This is a genomic window from Clostridium pasteurianum, from assembly GCF_001705235.1.
Lineage (GTDB): Bacteria > Bacillota > Clostridia > Clostridiales > Clostridiaceae > Clostridium_S > Clostridium_S pasteurianum_A.
This window is the reverse complement of record NZ_MCGV01000001.1, coordinates 2994560-3015490: the sequence shown is the minus strand read 5'-3', so window position 1 is coordinate 3015490 and position 20931 is coordinate 2994560. Positions and strand designations below refer to the sequence as shown.

The window sequence follows — 20931 nt, the reverse complement described above, 5'->3', positions numbered from 1 at the left end:
AACATTAAATAAAACTCATAAGTCTAAGCTCCAAATTATAAAAGGACTAGGAAATTTTGATAACTCGCTGAAAAGATGCTCAGACAAATTAAAATTTCTAAGTCCTTTTGTAATTTGAAGCAAGACTTATTAAGTTTTATTTAAATCGTTGCCAAAATACTGTTACTTCATTTAGAATAAAAACAACGAAACCTTTTCTCCGTTTCACTACGGAAAGTTTTTAACTTTAGTATTAATTTTTTTAGTTACTTACTTAAGGCTAAAAGGGGCAATGGAATATAGTTCCATCGCCCTTTCATATATTAGTCCAAGCTCTTTATATGCTTACAGCAAACAAAGGTTCTTCCCTTGAAACCATGTGATCAGAATTTTTGTGTATTTCTTTAACATCATTCATATTGGTAACTATTACGCATAATGTCAATTCCTCATTTTTAAGAACACTGTCATCTATGCAAAGAATATCATCGCCAATATTTACCGTATCACCTTCGTTAACCTTTAAACAAAATCCTTTTTTATTAGCTACTTTTTCAACATTTATATGTAGTAATACCTCAATCCCATTCTCACTTTCTATTCCTACTCCGTTTTTTGTGCATAATACCAACTTCACAATTCCATTGATAGGTGAAGTTATTTTATTTGTCTTAAATCTTACAGCAACTCCATCTCCTGCAAGTTTTTTGGAAAATACATAATCATCGACTTTAGAAATATCAAGTATTGCTCCATCAACAGGTGATTTTATTTCAAAATTTTTTTCATCAGCATAGTAACTCAATCATATTCCCCCCCTAATTATAATAAGAATCAATGCTAAGCATAAGTTAATTATTAAGCTGATCCTGATATGTTTATAATTATCATCACTAATTATGCCCTTTTAGTAACCATAGTATATTAAAATTATATACCTTAAATTATCATTTTACAATTTCAGCCTAATATTTTTTTTATTTCTGTTTCTTTCAAATTTAATAAAATATTTTCATCAGTATAATTAACCTCGTCAACTACTGCATTTGCAATCATTTTCTTTTTTTTCTGGAGATTATATATATTTTCTTCTATAGTGTCACGTGCTATAAGTTTTATAATTTCAACATTATGCTTTTGACCTATTCTATGAGCTCTATCAGAAGCTTGCTCCTCTACAGCTGGATTCCACCAAGGATCAAAGTGTACTACAATATCAGCCCCTACTAAATTAAGTCCTGTACCACCAGCTTTAAGTGATATTAAAAATACCTTTCCATCTCCCATATTAAATCTATCTGCAAGTTCAACTCTTTCCTTCATTTTAGTACTTCCATCAAGGTACATATACGATATATTTTCTTCATTAAGTCTATCTTTCACAATTTTAAGTACACTTACAAATTGTGAAAATACCAATATCCTGTGACCATTTGCTATCCCATCTGTTAAAATATCCATAAGCACATCCATTTTAGAATTTTCTCCACTATAATTTTTAATAAATGAAGCGGGATTACTGCATATTTGTCTTAATCTTGTTAAAAGGCCTAATATTATAAACTTGCTATTATTTATGCCCTTATCTTTTATATTTTCATATACCTTATTTCTTCCATTTTTAAGATATGAATGATAAACTTCTTTTTGCTTTTTAGTCATATCAACTAAAATCTCATGTTCAATTTTATCTGGTAATTCCTTTACTACATTCTTCTTAATTCTGCGTAAAATAAACGGTCTAATATGTCTATTTAATTCAATTGCTGCCCTGCTATTTTTATCCTTAATAATAGGCTTCTCATAATTTTTTACAAACTTTGAATGACTTAAAAGATACCCAGGCATTATAAAATCAAATATAGACCATAATTCTGAAAGTGAATTTTCTATAGGAGTTCCCGTAAGTGCAAAACGATTTTTAGCCTTTATTCTCTTTACCGCTCTAGCTGAAATTGAAGCTTTATTCTTTATATACTGTGCCTCATCTAAAAAACAATATTTAAATTCTATATTACTATACTCCTCTATATCAATTCTTATAAGAGGATAAGAAGTTATAATAACATTGTAATCCATGCAGTTTTTTATTAATTTTTTTCTTTCGTGCTTACTTCCGCTTATAATTAAAACTTTAAGCTTAGGAGCAAATTTTTTTATTTCCTCCTGCCAGTTGTATACTATTGATGTAGGCACAACTATAATACTTGGTTTCCTGTATTCTTTTTCTGAGCATATAAAAGCTATTGTTTGAAGCGTTTTACCTAGTCCCATTTCATCTGCAAGTATCCCACCAAATCCAAAATGGTCAAGTATCTTAAACCACCTAAACCCCTTTTTTTGATATTCTCTCATTACATCTTTAAACTCAATGGGTAATTTTATTTCTATATCATCTACATTTTTTAATGAATTCACTGCTTTTTTAAGCCTTTTATTCTTATTAAAAAATACCAACTTTTCTTCATCAACATACTTATCCACATAAAAACTATTATATTTTGAAAGCACTACGCCTGTTTGAGCTGCCTTTAAAGGACTTATGTCAAGATAATGAAACATATCTCTAACACTTTTTATAGCTTTGTTATCTAAATCAACAAATTTGCCTTCCTTTAATTCGTAGTACTTCTTTTTTTCATCAATAGCATTAAATATGTTTTGAAGTTTTTCAGCATCAACACCTTCTATTTGGAAATTTATCTCAAGCTCACTTCTATCATTTAGCCTTATATTTCCTCTATAACTTGACTCAGAATATACTTTATAGCTCTTAAAATCTTCAGAATAAAAAACCTGGCAGCCCTTTTTCTGAATTTCAACGATTCCATAAGCCATAAAGTGAACTATATTTTCTAAATTAATATTTACATATCCTGTCTCTAACTTTTCAAATTTAAACTCTTTTAAAATACGTATAATTTCTACCTCAAGCATTATATCCTTAAGAATAATACTTTTTTCATTATTTGCATTTGTATTATCATAATTATATCTAACATTTATTAGCATGCCTCTATGAAATTTATCTATATAAATCTCAGGTTTTAGCATTTTATTATAAAGTTTTTCATTGATTTTATCATCTACATTCTTTCGTATTTCCAATTGACTTAAAATAGGAAGTATATATGATAATACTTCCTGAGATTTTTCCGCACTAAATTTTATTATGTTACTATTTCTTAAAAATTCGCCAATCAGTAATTTAAAAACACCCATTTGATATTCATTTAGCCTATATATATTTTCTTTATAATATATGTATTTGCTGTCATATGTAAGTGATATAGGAGTGTCTCCCATTAATATTAATTGAAGGAATTCATTTTTTTGTTCTAACTTTATGTATATTGGAGGAAATTTATTAGTTATACTTACAGAAATATCTTCCTCTCCATCAATAGAGAACTTGAACATTCTATCTTTCATTGCTTCCATTATCCTTCTAATATCGGTCCCTATGAGATATACCTTCTTGCCTGAAATCATTTTTTCGTTATCTTGTACAAGTCCTATAATGTTATTCTTATAGATTTCATAAAGACAATTAATAGTCTCTTTATCCTCTGATTTTATGTAATATTTATCACGATTGTATGTAAATTCTTTTCCTAATTCAATATTTTTATTTAACAAAACTGAATTTAGAAACTTACTTATATCTCTAACTACATACAATTTTTCTTCCCCTGCTTTTATCTCCGCATAACTCCTATTAAATTCTTCTGTAAAATAATGAATCCTTATTTCCATATTAACAGGAATTCCTGATTTACCACGCCTTATAAGATCACATTTTATCCTATCTAAAAACTTTTCGGTAAAATAGTCTTTTGATTTATCACTAATGTATCCTTTTTCCCTTACATATTTTATTAAAATACCACCAACATGACTGCAAATATCATCAATTTTGGATTTTTTGCAATCGCATTTAATAATATTTATACCTGTTTTATCATTAAATAATAAGAGAGCCTCATGTACATTTCCATTTAAATCTTCTACTTCTCCTTTTAGTTCAACGAAATTTGCATTATAAAATTCATTATGGCTCTCGTTTATTTGTATGCTACTAATATTATCATTTTCATAAAAGCTTAAGGATTCCGTGTATATTTTGGGTTTCATCCACTGTTTAATACTATCCTCAGTTACATTAAACATAATAAATCACCTCACAGCTCATCATACTTAGCTTTAACTAACTTCAAATCCTCCCAAAATATTTTTTTCTTAGCTTCATCCCTAAACAATGCTGCTGGATGAAAGGTTGCCATCATATAAATTCCTTTAACTTTAAGCCATTTTCCTCTATCCCTTGTAATCCTCATTTGACCACCTTTTACAGAGTTTTTAATTTCATTATTTATATCGTCTTCACTGCCATTCTCTAAAACTTTTTTTAAGGCTGGCTCCATCACAAACTTCATGGCAGTTGCTCCTAATAATACAACTATTTTGGGTTTTACCAAGGCAAACTGATTTCTTAAATATGGAAGACAACTATCTGCCTCATCCTCATACGGGGTTCTATTTTTTTCCGGTCTGCATTTACATATATTTGCTATATAATAATCTCTTTCTCTCAATAAATCTAAAGTAGTTAATCCCTTAGTTAAAAGTTGACCTGCTCTTCCAACAAAAGGTCTTCCAAGCCTATCCTCGTCAGCTCCTGGAGCCTCTCCTATAAACATCAATTTTGATTCAAGATTTCCTTCACCAAAAACCATATTTTTTCTATTTTCACCAAGTGCACATTTATGACATTCTAAACACTCATCATACAGTTCTCTCCATTTAAGCATTGCTATCACCTCATTTCTAGTATAGCATATTAGGGAAGGAGTAGTATTTAGGAAACATTAAATAAAACTCATAAGTCTAAGCTACAAATTATAAAAGAACTAATAAATTTTAATAAATCGCTGAAAAAAAGCTCAAACAAATTAAAATTTCTAAGTTTTTTTATAATTTGCGGCAAGACTTATTGAATTTTATTTAAACCGTTCCCCCAATACTATTCCTTTCCTTAAAATAAAAACAAGGACACCTTTCCTCCATTTCACTATGGAAAGCCTCTAATTTCAAATTTTAAATTTTCCGTAGCGTCAGCAGAAGGATACTTTCATATATGACGTTCGGGCTTTAGCAGATTACAACCTTTTTCGTCTCGTTAGATTACAAAAGACCCCATTCTTAATTCAGCAGTTGCTTCATTTAGTTGTTCTGCACCATAAACGGATTTATTTTCAAACGTTCAGCTTAAAAAATATATATGATTAGCGATTACATAAATGATATAATTGTATTATAAAAATGGTCATATTATAAATATACAGGGGGAATCTTTATGAGAAAAACCAGAATGAAATATATATCAATTCTGTTGATACTTCTAACTGCTACTCTATATGGGTGCGCTTCAAGTAGCGACAAATACTTGCAACAGGGTAATACAGAACTTCAAAAAAAGCAATACGTTAAAGCAGTTAAAGATTATTCTTCAGCAATTGATTCTAATAAAAATAATGTAGAGGCTATAGCCAATAAAGCCTACGCTTTTATACTTTTAAAACGATATCAAGATGCATCTTCCTGCGCTGAAAGTGCCATAAAAATAAACAACAAGTTTGGCAAAGCTTATGCCTATAAGGGGCTTGCACTCTCAAGACAAGGTTATTACATTAATGCCTTAAAATACTTAGATAAAAGTTTAGATTTAGGATTTAAAACAGCAGAAACTTTAAATGAACGAGCAGTAGATTTAATATCCATAGATAGAAGCGATCTTGCAATCGATCCGTTAAATGAAGCATTAAAGCTTAATCCAAAATATTATGAAGCATATTTAAATAAAGCTTCTGCCTTAGCTAATACTAAAAATTATACAGAAGCAAATAAATGCTTAGATGAAGCTTTACCACTAAGTCCAAGTAATGTAGATTTTTATAACAAAAAAGGCTTAATTTTAAAATCTGCTGGACAATATGATGATGCCGCTGCAGCTTTTGATAAAGCCATATCTATATCCCCTAAAAATCCTGTTTTATACTATAATAAGGGCCTTACTCTAACTTCTAATGAAAAATATGATGAAGCTATAGCAGCTTTTGATAAGGCCATATCTATAGACCAAAAATACTCTAATGCATATGATGCAAAAGGACTTGCCCTCCGAAATATGAATAAAAATACCGAAGCACTAGTTCAGTACAACAATGCAATAAAGTATGATGATTCTAATAGTTCAGCTTACAATGATAAAGCATGCTCACTTTCTGATATGGGCAAATTAAACGATGCATTAAGTAGCATTAACAGTGCAATAAAAATAAATCCAGCTTCAAAAACCTTTTACACAAACAAAAGCTATATATTGCAGAAAATGGGTAAGAAAAAAGAAGCAAACGAATGTCTTAAAAAAGCTAACAGTTTATAACGAACGCCACTCATTCCAGTTTTGTGGTCCACTAAAATTATATGTATAATATATAAATACAGTCTAAAAATATTGGAGGAATTTTTAATGAGTGAAGCTGATAATCAATACTTAAATATAGTAGAAAACATATTAAAGAACGGTTACTATGCTAATAATAGAACTGGAATAGAAACATATAAATTGCCTCACCAAATAATGCAATTTGATTTATCCAAAGAATTCCCCATACTTACAACGAAATTTGTAGCTTTCAAAACCTCTGTAAAAGAACTTCTTTGGATATACAAGGAGCAATCAAATGATGTTAGAAAACTACAGGCAGAAAATGTACACATATGGGATGAATGGATGCTAGGAAATGGAACCATAGGAAAAGCATATGGATATCAGGTAGCAAAGTTTAAGCAGATTGACAATTTAATTCACACACTTAAAACTGATCCACAAAGCAGGCGTATGATAATATCACTATGGAACATCGCAGATTTAAAAGATATGTCTCTTACTCCATGCTGCTATGAAACCTTATGGGATGTGGAAGATGACCGATTAAACTGTATGTTAGTCCAAAGAAGTGGTGATATGCCGCTGGGAGTTCCTTTTAACATGTGCCAGTATGCTGTTTTAGTCCACCTAATAGCACAAGTTACAGGCTTTAAGCCAGGACTTTTCACACATATCATAAATAATGCCCACATATATAAAAATCAATTAGAAGGCATGAAAGTTCAACTTCAGAGAAAAAATAATGCATATGCTGCACCGACACTTTGGATAAATCCTGAAATCAAGAATTTTTATGATTTTACAATTGATGATATTAAATTAATCGATTATAAACATCATGATAAAATAAAAATGGAGGTAGCAGTATAATGTTAAGTATAATAGCCGCATTAAATGAGGACTTTGTAATTGGAAATAACAATAAATTAATATGGCACCTTCCTGAAGATTTAAAAAGGTTTAAAACACTCACAATGGGTAAGACAATCATAATGGGACGAAAGACTTTTGAATCTCTTCCAGGAATACTTCCAGGCAGAAAACATATTGTACTGACCAAAAATCAAGATTATTCACATGAAAATGTAGTGATTGTACATGATATAAATAAGATCATAAATCTTAAAAATACCAGCGAAGAGAACTTTATAATAGGCGGAGGTAAAATATACAAAGAGCTTCTTCCCTATGTGAGCAAATTGTATCTTACAAAAGTTCATTCAAAACAATCTGGGGACACATTTTTCCCGAGATTCAATGAAGATAACTATACAATACTTGAAGATATAAAACATGCTGACTATGATTTTATTACACTAAAAAAACAATTTAGAAAGTAGGTGAAATATTTAGCGAATTACCTAAGCTTCATTTTCGCTAAAAATAAAATATGGATATACGTGAACAAATTAGAAATATCCCAAAAGCAGAACTTCACTGTCACTTAGATGGCAGCCTAAGACCAGAAACAGTATTTGACTTATGTTTAAAAGAAAATATTGAAATACCTTATAAAACATCAGAGGAATTTAAAAAATCGCTTAAAATTTCCAATGAATGTGGTTCTTTAAAAGAGTACTTAGAAAAATTTTATTTTCCAGTTAAAGTAATGCAAAGTAAAAAAAATATATATAGAGTAACTATGGAACTTTTAGAAGATGCTAAAAAAGACGGAATAGCCTATATAGAGATAAGATTTGCACCTTTTCAGCATCTGGAAAAAGGCTTAACCCCTAATGATGTGGTTGAAGCTGCACTGGAAGCTATGAAAGATGGAGAAAACAAATTAAAAATACGTTCAAATTTAATATTATGTTCTCTTCGTCATGAGCCATGCTCAAGTTCCATAAATCTTGTGAATTTATCGAAGCAGTATATTGATAAGGGCGTTTGTGCTGTTGATTTAGCTGGAAATGAAAGTGACTTTCCTCCTGAACTTCACCAAAAGGCCTTTGATTTAGCCTACGATTCAGGTCTTAAAATAACAATACATGCTGGTGAGACAGGCATAGCCAAAAATATTTTAACATCAATAAAACTTCTCCATGCTGACAGAATAGGACATGGCACTTTTGCTTATAAGGATAAAGAAACTCTAGATTATTTAATTGAACACCAAATTCCTCTAGAAATATGTCCCAAAAGCAATCTTGATACTAAAGCTGTAAAAAGCTATGCCGAGCACCCTATAAAAAAATACTTTGAAGCCGGTGTAAAAGTAACCTTAAATACTGATAACAGAACCGTTTCAAATGTATCATTAATTGATGAATATATTAACATAATGAATAATTTTTCATTCACCATGAGTGACATAAAAAAAATCATCCAGAATGGAATAACTTCTTCCTTTACAGATGATGATTTCAAAAACTCTCTTTTGAAGTAAAAAAATCGTAAATAAACTTAATAAAAGGTGTTATTAACTTTTTGACATATTCAAACCTCGTATATGATAATATTCTCCTTGCTTTTATTTTAAGCTAAATAATAGTATTTTAGGAACAATTTAAATAAAACTCAATAAGTCTTGCTTGTAATTATAAAAAGACTTAGAAATTTTAATTTGTCTGAGCATTCTTTTAGCGAGTTATTAAAATTCCTTAGTATTTTTATAATTACAAGCTTAGACTTATGAGTTTTATTTAATGTTCAGAAAATACTATTATTTAGCTTCTTTACTCAAATACCTTTATAAGCTTGCTAAATACTTCCTTGCTTGCATTCATTTTAACATCATTACCAAGCACACATACATATTTTTCATTCATAACATCCTTAAGCAATTTTGAGTATGCCTTTATATCCTGCTTTTTTGTACTTAAAATTTCATCTCTTTCTTTTTGTATATCTTCATAAGTCAATTTACTAAAATAATTAGAATCAGATTTTTCACCTATTATTCTAGGTACAAGAGGCTGATCTATGGCAGATATAGTTCCAAGTATATATTTTGTCATATCATAATCATCTGCTTTAAAGTTTTCAATATATTTATATACATCTTCATATACCTTTAAAGTCTCTGTTAAATTAGGATCTCTATACGACGTAAAATATATATTACCATTTCTAAAAATGTATGCAGAACAGCCATATGCTCCACCCATTACTCTTACGTTATTCCATAGATAATTTAAACTTATTATACTTTTAAGTACCTTCATCTTCCCTGAATATTCATATCCAAGTCTTCTGTAATTAAAACCCTTAGCTACATACTGAACTTTGCTTGGTGTAATTAATCCTTCATTTATTGACTTTGCAGTTTTTTCATAACCACTATCATTTTTAGCTACTTTTAAGCTCCTAAGCTGAAGTTTAGGCAATTCTTCTTTAAACTTAGAATAAATATCATCATCGCCAGTTACACTTATGACGAGTTTATCTTTATTAAACAGCATTTCACATATGCTCTTTAATTTATTCTTAACTTCATCAAATTTCGTTTCAAAATTCTTATCTATATCACATATAAATTTATAAAAACTAACTCCACTGGTTCTCTCACTGTACTCTCCAGATGGTGAAAAATAAGATTTAAGTCTTATTGCAGCAACAGAATTTCCGTTTTGATTTATAATCATTTCAAGTCTTGATCTGATTTCTTGAACTATTTCCTTTATTCTCTTTTGATTATCAAAAATACTATGATACATAATTTGATCTAAAAGTTCAAAAGCTTCGCCTACCTTATCTAAAATAACCTTAGTTTTAGATGTAAATTTCATACAATATGTCTTATCATCATTCTTGGAAATAAACATATTATTTTCAAAGCTTATATCCCCTGTTTTTATGTTTATTTCATTTGCAAGATCTTCATATTTATATTTTTCCGTATCTACTCTTCCAAGTATATTCTCAAGCAAAGCTAGATATGGAACATCATCATAATTTATAACTGAAGAATCAAAGTATAGATTTAAATACAATATCTTATTAGTAAATACCTTGTGATGAAGTACTTTAATTTTGTCAACCTCTTTTTCTTCAAGTGGAAGCTTTTCAGCTTCTTTATTTACATCACTTAAAGAAAGCATAGGTATTTTCATAAGATCTTCTTTAGAATCCTCAGTTGATTGTCTCTCTTTTAATTTTTCAGTACTCTGAATAATTTCATTTAACTCATTATCATTCATAGAAGACTTCAGTTTACTTAATTTTTCATGTATCCTTTTACTTCTTTCTGCTTCCACAGTTTTAGATGGTTTTACAATTACCATAGTGCTGTGATTTGAGTTTAAGAAATATTCATCTATTAGCTTTTCAAAATAATTTTCAGTAAGTGCCTTCTTTATATTTTTAAGTGCAGCCTCAAACTTTAAATTATTTGTTGGATTTCCATCATAAAGCCAACTTTCCATAGCCTTAATGCTATAAACAAGGCCTTTAGGATAAGTTTGAAATTCTGCTTCTCTAAGTTCAAATTCCTTTATATTTATTGCAGCTTCAATAAGCTTTTTATCTATACCATTCTTAACAAGACTTTTAAGTGTATCAAATACTACCTTTTTAAATTCATCTTTCTTATCCTCATTAGAATTTTTAACTATTACACTAAAATAGGTCTGCATTATACCATTATCGTAAAGCCCAAAAACATCTTTTCCAAGTCCTGCATTTAGAATAGCTTTTTTGAGTGGGGCACCCTGACTCTCAAGTAAAATATACTCAAGTATTTCAAAGGCTAAGTATTTTTCATTATCTGTTGACTTTTCAGTCACAAAATTAATACTCAAATAAGTTTTATCAGTTTCACTTTCATCGTTTAATATAGGATATTCACATGTCTTTTCAATTAACTTTCCAATTGGTTTTTGAGGTTCTATTTTAGAATCAACCTCTGTCCTATTATAATTCTTCAAATATTTGTCATCAAGATATGCTAATTTTTCATCTAAATTCATATCTCCATACAAATATATATAACTGTTACTAGGGCTATAATACTTCTTATGATTATTTAAAAATTCTTCATAAGTAAGCTTTGGTATATCATCAGGATCTCCACCAGATTCAAATCCATAAGGTGTATCTGGAAATAATGAATTCTGTATTCTCCTCATTAAAATCCCTTCTGGAGATGAAAATGCACCCTTCATTTCATTATAAACAACACCCTTATATGCAATGTCTTCATTCTTATTATTTAATTCATAATGCCATCCTTCTTGCTGAAATATTTCTTCATATTTATATATATTAGGATGAAAAACTGCATCTAAATATACATCCATCAAATTTAAAAAATCTTTATCATTTTTACTGGCAACAGGATACATTGTCTTATCGCTAAAAGTAAAAGCATTCAAAAATGTATTTAAAGAACCTTTTAAGAGCTCCACAAAAGGTTCTTTGACTGGATATTTATCAGAACCACATAAAACAGAATGTTCAAGTATATGAAAAACCCCTGTACTATTCTTTGGTGGAGTCCTAAAACTAATGGAGAAAACCTTATTCTTATCATCATTTTGAAGGTATAGAAGTCTTGCACCACTTTTTACATGTTCAAACATAAATGCTTTTGAATTTATCTCTTTAATATCTTCTTCGTTTATAAATTTAAATCCATGATAAATGCTATCTTTTTTTAAATCATTCACTCATATCACTCTCCTCAATGTGAACTAAAACCCTTATGGTAATATATACTATATTATAAAATAAGCAAACTCAATATTACAAGTTTATTTATTTTAATAACTAATATCATTCAATTTCTTTAAGTTTTTTTAATATTATTTTATATTCCATATCTAATTTTCCAATTTCATCATCCCTTGAAGGCATAGATAATCGCCCTATTATTTCTGATAATCTATTTTTGAGAACTATCTTAGTATCTTCTATATTTCTATTTTTATCCTTTCCATTCATTAAATCCATGTATTCGCTGTAATTACAATTATACTCACTTATCTTATGATTATTAATACTTATTATACAATCTGCAATATTACTTATAAACTTTCTATCATGAGAAACAAATAATAAAGTTCCTCTATATTCCTTAAGTACTGACTCTAATGCCTCCATGGAATATACATCAAGATAATTTGTAGGCTCATCTAATACAAGTATATTACTTTTACCAAGTATTATTTTAGCAAATGAAACTTTTACTCTTTCTCCTCCACTTAAATTATAAACCTTTTTATAAACATCTTCTCTTTTAAATAAAAGTCTTGCAAGAGTATGTCTCACAAACTTTTCATCATAAATAGAATCTTCCATTACATTTTCAAGTATTGTTTTATCTTTTGAAAGCACATCAAGTTCTTGACTAAAATATCCTATTTGTGCTTTTCGAGACACAGCTATGCCCTTCTCGTCATTCATTATCATTCTAATAAGCGTTGTTTTTCCACATCCATTATTCCCAATAAGAGCTGTTTTTGAACCATTTAATATATTAAACTCAGCACCTTCAAATATTACTTTTTTACCAAACCTTTTATTTATATTATTGCCCTTTATAATTATTTTAGAATGTATTTTTTCAGAATATGCAAAATCTATTTTAGTTTTCTCGTTTTTAAATGGTTTTTCTTTTATCTCAAGGTGCTTCATTCTAGCTTCTATAGCTTTTCTTTTTTTATCTAAATTTGCCTTAGCTCTTTGATCCCCCATTTTGTGAAGTCTTGCTTCTGAATTTCCCATCCTCCTTGGAGCTTTATTCACACTTTGCATTTTACCATACGTATCGTGGATAGCTCCTTCAAGCCTTGATTTTTCTTTAATATAATTGTTATATTCAAATTCTTTCCTCTGCATTTCAATATTTTTCTGCCTTAAAAACTCTGTATAATTTCCTTTGTATAAAGTAAGTTTACCATTTTCGATTTCAATTATTTTATTGCAAACTGTATCAAGAAGTCCTCTATCATGTGAAACTAGAAGTACTGCGCCTTTAAAGCCTAAGAGCATATTTTCTAGTTTCTTTACAGATGATATATCAAGATTGGATGTAGGTTCATCTGCCATTAAAATAGATGATTTTTTATGAAAGGCTTTCTCTATTTTTAATTTAGTTTTTTCTCCCCCACTTAAATTCTCTATACTATCTAATTCATCTTCAGCTAATTGATATATATATGAATATTTTTCATATACTTTTATAAAACCTTCCTCTGCCTTAACTTTTCCTGAAATTATATTTAATAGAGTACTCTTGCCAGCACCATTTACTCCTATAATTCCTACCTTATCTTCGCTATAAATTTTTAAGTTTTCTATATCAAATACTAATTTATCTCCAAAATATTTTTTTAAATTACTTATTTCTAAATACAACAAAAAAAATCCCTCCTATTATCAACCAGTTTATAGTAAACCTAATTTACTTAACCTTATAAGAGAGAATTACCTAACAATATATTTATCAGTTCATTTTGAAAATACGTGCTCAACTTACACTTATTTTAAAAATAATCTTCTTTAAGTATTTCTAGTACGCTTTAAAGCGTTGATATTGATGCATAAACTTATAATTACTCTTAAGTCACACATCAAAAATCACATAAATAGATATAAAAGTAAATCTATATAAATGACATAAATTTTATCTATATTATACTGAGTAATCCTCTCTAGAATTTTTAAATATAACAAAAAAATGTATAGTTATAACCATATTTTTTGTTATTATCGTTCTAAAAAAGATTACTTTCGCACTATTCCATACCTTACCTTTCAATTTACTTATTTTTATTTTATATTATAATGACTTTTTTATCAACCTTAAGTTCTATTATTAATTTATCATTTTTTTGCATTATTTTTATTGATTTATCAATAAACATATGGACATTTTTAAAATTTATGTGTATAATAGATATTGTAATAGTAATTAATTAGAAAAGAGGTTAATAATTATGAATATAGCGTTTTTTATAACTCCTAAAAAACAAATTGTATATGCAAAATTAACTTCTACGCTTAGACAAGCTCTAGAAAGAATGAAATATTACAATTGCAATGAGCTTATAATCTTAAATAGTAAAGGTGAATATGCTGGTTTTATAAATAGAGAAGATATTATTAGAAAAATTAAAAATTCACCTAACTTGCATTTTAAAGATTTCAATAAGGTTGGAATTTTAGATATAATAAAACATGTAATAAACAATCCCTTAGGTATAAATTGCGATATTGAGGATATTGCTTTTCCAGTAACCAATGTCAATTTTTTACCTGTTGCGGATGATAATAATAAATTTATCGGAATAATAAAAAAAGACGACATCTTAAATCATAAAAGTTGTTATGCAGTATAAAACTTCTAACTATGATTCTAAGTTATCCATACATCATCCGAAAAAATAGCTGTCCCAATTTTACTTGAGACAGCTATTTTCTATTTTATTATAATCTCATCTTCATCGTATAAATTATACTTTTGAGCTTCTTCAATCCAAAATTCATTTACTTTTTCAGCAGCTTTAACTGTATACTTTTCAGTACTTGAATCATATGAATAAAGATTCTTATATTTACTCATATTAGGTATTTCATTGTTTAGCTTATTATAAATAGCATCTCTATTTTTCTGATCAACATATGTCAATTTCTTATGGCCACTCCCATTAGACTCATATCCTATTGTATCCCCAAAAGAAAGCATAAGACTCGTATATGTTCTATTATCAGACTCATATTTAAAGTCTATTTCTTTAGATTTATCTTTATTATTCTTTATAGATGTAATGCTAAATTTATTTCCTTCAAAATCATAGCTGCCTTTTTTAAGAATATATTTTTTAGGTACTGTACCAAAATCATATCTTACATTCATACCTATTAATCTTATTCCAACTTTATCCACTTTGGTATAATATACAGATTTAAATTCAAAGTTTCCTTCTTCTCCTGCTCCTACAGAAGTATCAACATATTTATTGTTTATTCTTATCGCAAAATCAGGTTGTACATCATTTGCCACATTCTTATTATTAGGTACAAATTCATATTCTATAATACTTTTAAGTACTCCTTCCTTTAAACACTTTAACTTTAAATCTCCCACATCAAGCTTATAATTCTTATTAATTGGAATTGTTTTTACCTTTTGCACCATGAGCTTAGTATTAAGTGTCCAATCAACTTTAACACTTTTTCCGTCAAGTGCTAAATTTATCTTGTCCATTATGCTTCCCGTGCTATCGTAATGAAGTCCTTTTATATGAAGCTTCACTGGATTATTCATAATATAATTTATACTATCTTTATCTAAAGTTATATTAAATGCCTTTTCATTTTCCTTTGGATCCGGTGTTGGCATAGAATATCCGTATATTATACTTTTATTATTTGCACCTGAAAATCCAAAATTACTTATTGAATACTTTGGATTGGATGAAGAATATATAACTTCAATTCCAGTTTCATCTGCAATTATTTCCTTTATATTAAAAGAAACATTTTTATATTTAAAGGTTTTATTTATCTTTGAAATATTATTATTTTTAACAGCAAGATCAACCTCCTGCTTATACGGAATGCTGCTCTCATATCTGGCGTATGCAAACCCTGAAAGTGGTAAAACAATAAACACAGCAATAAAAGCGGCAGCTGCCTTATACATATAACTTTTTCTCCTTTTTTTTAAAATGTGATTTCTCAAATTTCTCTCCACATTGTCCATTAAATCATCAGGAATATTAGTATTCATTTTTTACCTCCCTATTTTTATCTCTTAAAAATTTAAGACTTCTATATATTTTTGTCTTAACAGTACTAAGAGGTATGTCCATAATACTAGCAACTTCTTTTATAGAGTAATCTTTTAAATACCTAAGTACTAATATATCTCTTTCATCCTTTTTCAATTTATTAAGTAAATCCTGTATTATAATCTTATCCTCGATAGAATTATAAGAGAACTCATCTTTAATACTATTTAATTCTTCATCTGATGCGGTTCTTTTACTTGTCCTAAGATGGTTTCTACATACATTTATTAATATAGTTGTAAACCAACTATAGAATTTATCCTCATCTTTTAACTGTTTTATTTTATCAAAGCCCTTTATTGCAGCCTCAGATATACAATCCTCTGCATCATATTGATTTTTTGTATATGTAAAAGAAATTTTATAAATCATATCTTCTTTATTACGCAAAAGCTGCATGAATGCAGACACATCTCCTTTTTTACTTTCTAAAACTAGTTTCTTTATCTCCAAATCTTAACCTTCTTTCAAATACTGCAGCATTTTGATTTTACATATGTTAGATGATTATGTAAATAAAAAAGTTTCATATAAAATAATAATATTACTGAACATTAAATAAAAATCATAAATCTAAGGGGCTTAATCATTAAAAAGCTAAGAAGTTTTAATAACTCGCTAAAAGCTCAAACACTTAAAACTTCTAAGTTTTTTAATGATTAAGCTCCAAGATTTATTGATTTTTATTTAAATCGTTCTGTAATATTATTATTTTATATGAATATGATTTTAAGGAAAAAATTCCTCCGTACCTACGGAATTTTGAAATACTACGTAATTATAAGTAGTGTCACAAAAATGAGAATAAACTATATAATTTTAAAAATATACTTAATACTATAAAGATAAATCCATATTAACAATCCACTATCCACTTACATCCTAATCAAATTCAAACCTCCTAAAATTGCCATAATTAAAAGTTTAAATCTATATAAGCTTTTAATTCAGATTTTCGAGAGCGCGAGTGGAAGAAAATCTTCCTTGCTTTACCCTCTAAGTGAATTAACAGTGATTTGGAACGATTTAAAAAAATTCTAATAAATCTTGGTTGAAAAATCTTAAAATACTTAGATATTTCAATTTGTCTGAGCTTCTTTTCAGCGAGTTATTGAAATATCTTAGGATTTTCATTATTTATGTCTTAGCATTATATAATCTTTTAACCTAGATTTTCCGAAGCGCGAGCGGAAGAAAATCTTCCTTGCTTTACCCTCTAAGTGAATTAACAGTAATTTGGAACGATTTAAAAAAATTCTAATAAATCTTGGTTGAAAAATCTTAAAATACTTAGATATTTCAATTTGTCTGAGCTTCTTTTCAGCGAGTTATTGAAATATCTTAGGATTTTCATTATTTATGTCTTAGCATTATATAATCTTTTAACCTAGATTTTCCGAAGCGCGAGCGGAAGAAAATCTTCCTTGCTTTACCCTCTAAGTGAATTAACAGTAATTTGGAACGATTTAAAAAAATTCTAATAAATCTTGGTTGAAAAATCTTAAAATACTTAGATATTTCAATTTGTCTGAGCTTCTTTTCAGCGAGTTATTGAAATATCTTAGGATTTTCATTATTTATGTCTTAGCATTATATAATCTTTTAACCTAGATTTTCCGAAGCGCGAGCGGAAGAAAATCTTCCTTGCTTTACCCTCTAAGTGAATTAACAGTAATTTGGAACGATTTAAAAAAATTCTAATAAATCTTGGTTAAAAAATCTTAAAATACTTAGATATTTCAATTTGTCTGAGCTTCTTTTCAGCGAGTTATTGAAATATCTTAGGATTTTAAGATTTTTTAATCTTAGATTTATAGAATTTTTTTAATGTTCCAAATCACTGTTAATTCGCTATTTCGTTAGTTCATCAAGAGTTCCTATTTTATAGCCCTGCTTCTCCCACTCTGTTAAAAGTTCATCTAGTACATCAGCATTTGTTTTTGAAACTGCATGAAGTAAAAGAACTGTTCCATTATGCGTTCTGCTTAAAATCTTATTTCTTGCTTCATATTTACTAGGCTGCCTATTGGGTTCCCAATCACCATAGGCAAAGCTCCAGAATATCGTCTTATATCCTAATTTTTGAGTGTGATAAAGTGATAACTCACTGTACTTTCCCATTGGCGGTCTAAAATATTGAGGCATTTTCTTTCCTGTTACTTTCGTATAAGCTTCCTCAACACCTGTTAGTTCACTTTTAAACTTCTTTTCATCATATATAGAAGGCATAGAACCATGATGTACACTGTGATTACATACTAAGTGTCCTTCTCTTTCCATTCTTTTTATTATTTCTGGATTTCCTGTTATATATGGTTTAACTACAAAAAAGGCTGCCTTTGCCTTATGCTTTTTTAAAACATCCAAAATCTTAGGTGTATAACCTTTTTCATATCCTTCATCAAAAGTAAGATAAATAACTTTTTTAGATTTATCTCCAATATAGTAACATTTGTACTTAGGAACATAATCTGATGTTTCTTTTGGTGGACCTTCTTCTACACCCTTTTTCTGATTTTCATTCATATAATACCATTCATGTGCCTGAGTTTTAAATCCATTATGACTTTTATTCTGAAAAACATTTTTAATTTTATCTACAAAATTCTCTCCTTGTGAGCCATCAAACTTGGAATTTTCCTGCATAACAGGTGTCTTACTTACATTGGCAGCAGCAATTTTATTTGGCAATACTAAAATACTCATCAATATTACGACTAAAATCAAACTAACTTTTTTCTTCAACGGTAACACTTCCTTTTCATCTATTATTATGTTCCTTTTTTTTAAATATATTTTAAGAAAAAAAAAGCACCTTAGGTTTTTTTATCCTAACGTGCTTTTAGTAAACTTCTATTTATTATGCTTTTTTCTAGATTTAGCTACTTCTATATTTACTCTTCTGCCATTTATCTTTTTACCATTTGAGCTTTTTATTATAACGTCCTTAAGTTTTTCAGGAACATCAACAAAAGTAAATTTATCAAGTATATCTATATCTCCAACTTCATTACCTGAAACACCTGCTGTATCATCTATAAATTCAAGCAACTTTTTTACACTCAATTTATCTTTTCTTCCTACGCTGAAGAACAATCTAACATTCTCATCAGTAGTATTAAGTTCATTTTCCTTGTAATCAAAGTTCATTTCTTTATCAAATATCATTTTTACCAAAGCTGCTGATACATCAACAATATTAAATTCATCATCAAGCTTTTCAACAAAAGGAACATACTTTTTAAAATCATCTTTTTCTATATTTTTTCTTATTTTATCAATTAAATTATTATATTTAGTCTCAAAAATATCATCTACTGTAGGTATTTCTTTTCTTCTTATTTTGCTCTTTGTAAACTTTTCAATTTGTTTAATCATTATGTACTCTTTAGGAGTTACTAATGAATACGCTGTACCTTCAGCATTGGCTCTTCCTGTTCTTCCTATTCTATGAACATAAGATTCCATATCCTGAGGTATATCATAATTTATAACATGTGATACATTATGAACATCTATTCCTCTAGCTGCTACATCTGTTGCAACTAAAAAATCAATGTTATTTTCCTTGAATTTTTTAAGAGTACTTATTCTTTGATTTTGACTCATATCACCATGCATTCCTTCAACATTGTATCCTCTAAACTGCATAGATTCTACGAGTTCATCAACTCCTCTTTTAGTTCTACAGAAAATTATAGTAATTTCAGGTTCTTCAACATCTATTATCCTGCATAAAGCTTCGAACTTATCTTTATTTTTAACTTCAAAATAAAACTGCTTTATTTTCTCAACAGTTAATGAATTTTTCATTATTGCTATATGCTTAACTTCTTTTTTCATATAATGAGAAGCTAATCTTTTTATTGGTTGAGGCATTGTTGCTGAAAAAAGCATTGTCTGTCTATCACTATTTATATTTTTTATTATACCTTCAATATCATCTATAAATCCCATATCAAGCATTTCATCTGCTTCATCAAGGACTAAAAATTTAACCTTATCTAGTTTTACTGTCCTTCTCTTTATGTGATCCATTATTCTTCCAGGAGTTGCAACTATAATATCTACTCCTCTTTTAATTGCTCTTACTTGTCTCTCTATCGATTGTCCTCCATATACAGGTAAAACCTTAACTCTTGCATACTTTGAAAGTCTTGTAAGTTCATCAGTTATTTGAATAGCAAGCTCCCTTGTAGGTGTTAATATGATAGACTGAATTCCTTCTTTATTTTCCATATCTTTAATTTTACTTATTATTGGTGCTCCAAATGCAACAGTTTTTCCAGTTCCTGTTTGAGCCTGACCTATCATATCATATCCATCTATAACTACAGGAATTGCCTCTGCCTGTATTTTAGATGGCTCTTCAAATCCCATATCATCTATAGCCTTTAACACGCTGCTATTCAATTTTAAATCACTAAATTTTTTGTTTTCCATTAAATCTTTTCCTTCCTTTAATACACTTAATACACTTTTTCCCTTAAAAAAAGCTGTTGACATATCAACAGCCACCAAAATCAATCTATATACTTTTAGTATTGCCTATTCTTTAAATTTTCATGCACATTAAAATTCAAACCTAGATTAACATAATAATATTAACATACAAAAAAATAATAAGCAACATAAGTATACGTTTAACATACTAAATATCTATAAAAATACCTACATTAAAATATGATATAATACTTATATTGTATAATTTATATATATGAAAGTTAAGTTAATATAATTATACTTGTTTTCCTAATATAA

Annotated in this window: 14 protein-coding genes; 5 read left to right on the top strand and 9 right to left on the bottom strand. The window is 28.4% G+C overall.

Annotation, left to right across the window (positions count from 1 at the left end):
• Window positions 1-316: 316 nt before the first annotated feature.
• From BEE63_RS13500 to BEE63_RS13490, 3 genes are all read right to left on the bottom strand, one after another.
• Window positions 317-784: a PTS sugar transporter subunit IIA gene (locus BEE63_RS13500; RefSeq protein ID WP_066021882.1), complete on the bottom strand. Its 468-nt coding sequence runs from the start codon at window positions 782-784 to the stop codon at window positions 317-319.
• A 155-nt stretch (window positions 785-939) separates the two neighbouring features.
• Window positions 940-4149: a DEAD/DEAH box helicase gene (locus BEE63_RS13495; RefSeq protein WP_066021881.1), complete on the bottom strand. Its 3210-nt coding sequence runs from the start codon at window positions 4147-4149 to the stop codon at window positions 940-942.
• 11 nt (window positions 4150-4160) lie between these two features.
• Complete coding sequence (locus tag BEE63_RS13490) at window positions 4161-4790, bottom strand: uracil-DNA glycosylase (protein ID WP_066021880.1); 630 nt, start codon at window positions 4788-4790, stop codon at window positions 4161-4163.
• A gap of 545 nt (window positions 4791-5335) precedes the next feature.
• Between BEE63_RS13490 and BEE63_RS13485 the strand changes: the two genes are divergently transcribed.
• The 4 genes from BEE63_RS13485 (at window position 5336) to add (ending at window position 8822) form a co-directional block, all read left to right on the top strand.
• Window positions 5336-6424 carry a tetratricopeptide repeat protein gene (locus BEE63_RS13485; protein WP_066021879.1) on the top strand — a complete coding sequence of 363 codons (1089 nt, stop codon included), beginning with the start codon at window positions 5336-5338 and terminating at the stop codon, window positions 6422-6424.
• Between the two features lie 87 nt (window positions 6425-6511).
• Window positions 6512-7303 carry a thymidylate synthase gene (locus tag BEE63_RS13480; RefSeq protein ID WP_066021878.1) on the top strand — a complete coding sequence of 264 codons (792 nt, stop codon included), beginning with the start codon at window positions 6512-6514 and terminating at the stop codon, window positions 7301-7303.
• Window positions 7303-7773: a dihydrofolate reductase gene (locus BEE63_RS13475; protein ID WP_066021877.1), complete on the top strand. Its 471-nt coding sequence runs from the start codon at window positions 7303-7305 to the stop codon at window positions 7771-7773. The genes BEE63_RS13480 and BEE63_RS13475 overlap by 1 nt, the downstream gene beginning before the upstream one ends.
• Before the next feature lie 50 nt (window positions 7774-7823).
• Complete coding sequence (gene add, locus BEE63_RS13470; RefSeq protein WP_066021876.1) at window positions 7824-8822, top strand: adenosine deaminase; 999 nt, start codon at window positions 7824-7826, stop codon at window positions 8820-8822.
• Between the two features lie 289 nt (window positions 8823-9111).
• On the opposite strand, the gene BEE63_RS13465 is transcribed toward add, so the two are convergent.
• Both BEE63_RS13465 and abc-f read right to left on the bottom strand, forming a co-directional pair.
• Window positions 9112-12042 (bottom strand): insulinase family protein, encoded by a 2931-nt coding sequence (locus BEE63_RS13465; RefSeq protein ID WP_066021875.1) that lies wholly within the window; start codon window positions 12040-12042, stop codon window positions 9112-9114.
• A 106-nt stretch (window positions 12043-12148) separates the two neighbouring features.
• The gene (abc-f, locus tag BEE63_RS13460) at window positions 12149-13735 is read right to left on the bottom strand and encodes a ribosomal protection-like ABC-F family protein (RefSeq protein WP_066021874.1); all 1587 of its coding nucleotides are present in this window, start codon (window positions 13733-13735) and stop codon (window positions 12149-12151) included.
• Between the two features lie 578 nt (window positions 13736-14313).
• Between abc-f and BEE63_RS13455 the strand changes: the two genes are divergently transcribed.
• Complete coding sequence (locus tag BEE63_RS13455) at window positions 14314-14715, top strand: CBS domain-containing protein (RefSeq protein WP_066021873.1); 402 nt, start codon at window positions 14314-14316, stop codon at window positions 14713-14715.
• Window positions 14716-14795: 80 nt separating this feature from the next.
• On the opposite strand, the gene BEE63_RS13450 is transcribed toward BEE63_RS13455, so the two are convergent.
• The 4 genes from BEE63_RS13450 to BEE63_RS13435 all read right to left on the bottom strand — a co-directional run bounded on the left by BEE63_RS13450 (window position 14796) and on the right by BEE63_RS13435 (window position 20613).
• Window positions 14796-16109, bottom strand: coding sequence for a DUF4179 domain-containing protein (locus tag BEE63_RS13450; RefSeq protein ID WP_066021872.1), 1314 nt, complete (start codon window positions 16107-16109; stop codon window positions 14796-14798).
• Entirely contained in the window at window positions 16099-16623 is a 525-nt protein-coding gene (locus BEE63_RS13445) for an RNA polymerase sigma factor (protein ID WP_081312551.1), read from the bottom strand. The genes BEE63_RS13450 and BEE63_RS13445 overlap by 11 nt, the downstream gene beginning before the upstream one ends.
• 1398 nt (window positions 16624-18021) lie before the next feature.
• Window positions 18022-18915 (bottom strand): delta-lactam-biosynthetic de-N-acetylase, encoded by an 894-nt coding sequence (pdaA, locus tag BEE63_RS13440; RefSeq protein WP_066021871.1) that lies wholly within the window; start codon window positions 18913-18915, stop codon window positions 18022-18024.
• A 108-nt stretch (window positions 18916-19023) separates the two neighbouring features.
• Window positions 19024-20613, bottom strand: a complete 1590-nt coding sequence (locus BEE63_RS13435) for a DEAD/DEAH box helicase (RefSeq protein ID WP_066023236.1) — start codon at window positions 20611-20613, stop codon at window positions 19024-19026.
• Between the last annotated feature and the right edge of the window lie 318 nt (window positions 20614-20931).

Bases quoted from the DNA above. Each gene is read 5' to 3' on its own strand.
- BEE63_RS13495 (WP_066021881.1), bottom strand. From the start codon at position 4,149: ATGTTTAATGTAACTGAGGATAGTATTAAACAGTGGATGAAACCCAAA.
- BEE63_RS13490 (WP_066021880.1), bottom strand. From the start codon at position 4,790: ATGCTTAAATGGAGAGAACTGTATGATGAGTGTTTAGAATGTCATAAA.
- BEE63_RS13485 (WP_066021879.1), top strand. From the start codon at position 5,336: ATGAGAAAAACCAGAATGAAATATATATCAATTCTGTTGATACTTCTA.
- BEE63_RS13480 (WP_066021878.1), top strand. From the start codon at position 6,512: ATGAGTGAAGCTGATAATCAATACTTAAATATAGTAGAAAACATATTA.
- BEE63_RS13475 (WP_066021877.1), top strand. From the start codon at position 7,303: ATGTTAAGTATAATAGCCGCATTAAATGAGGACTTTGTAATTGGAAAT.
- add (WP_066021876.1), top strand. From the start codon at position 7,824: ATGGATATACGTGAACAAATTAGAAATATCCCAAAAGCAGAACTTCAC.
- BEE63_RS13455 (WP_066021873.1), top strand. From the start codon at position 14,314: ATGAATATAGCGTTTTTTATAACTCCTAAAAAACAAATTGTATATGCA.
- BEE63_RS13450 (WP_066021872.1), bottom strand. From the start codon at position 16,109: ATGAATACTAATATTCCTGATGATTTAATGGACAATGTGGAGAGAAAT.
- BEE63_RS13435 (WP_066023236.1), bottom strand. From the start codon at position 20,613: ATGGAAAACAAAAAATTTAGTGATTTAAAATTGAATAGCAGCGTGTTA.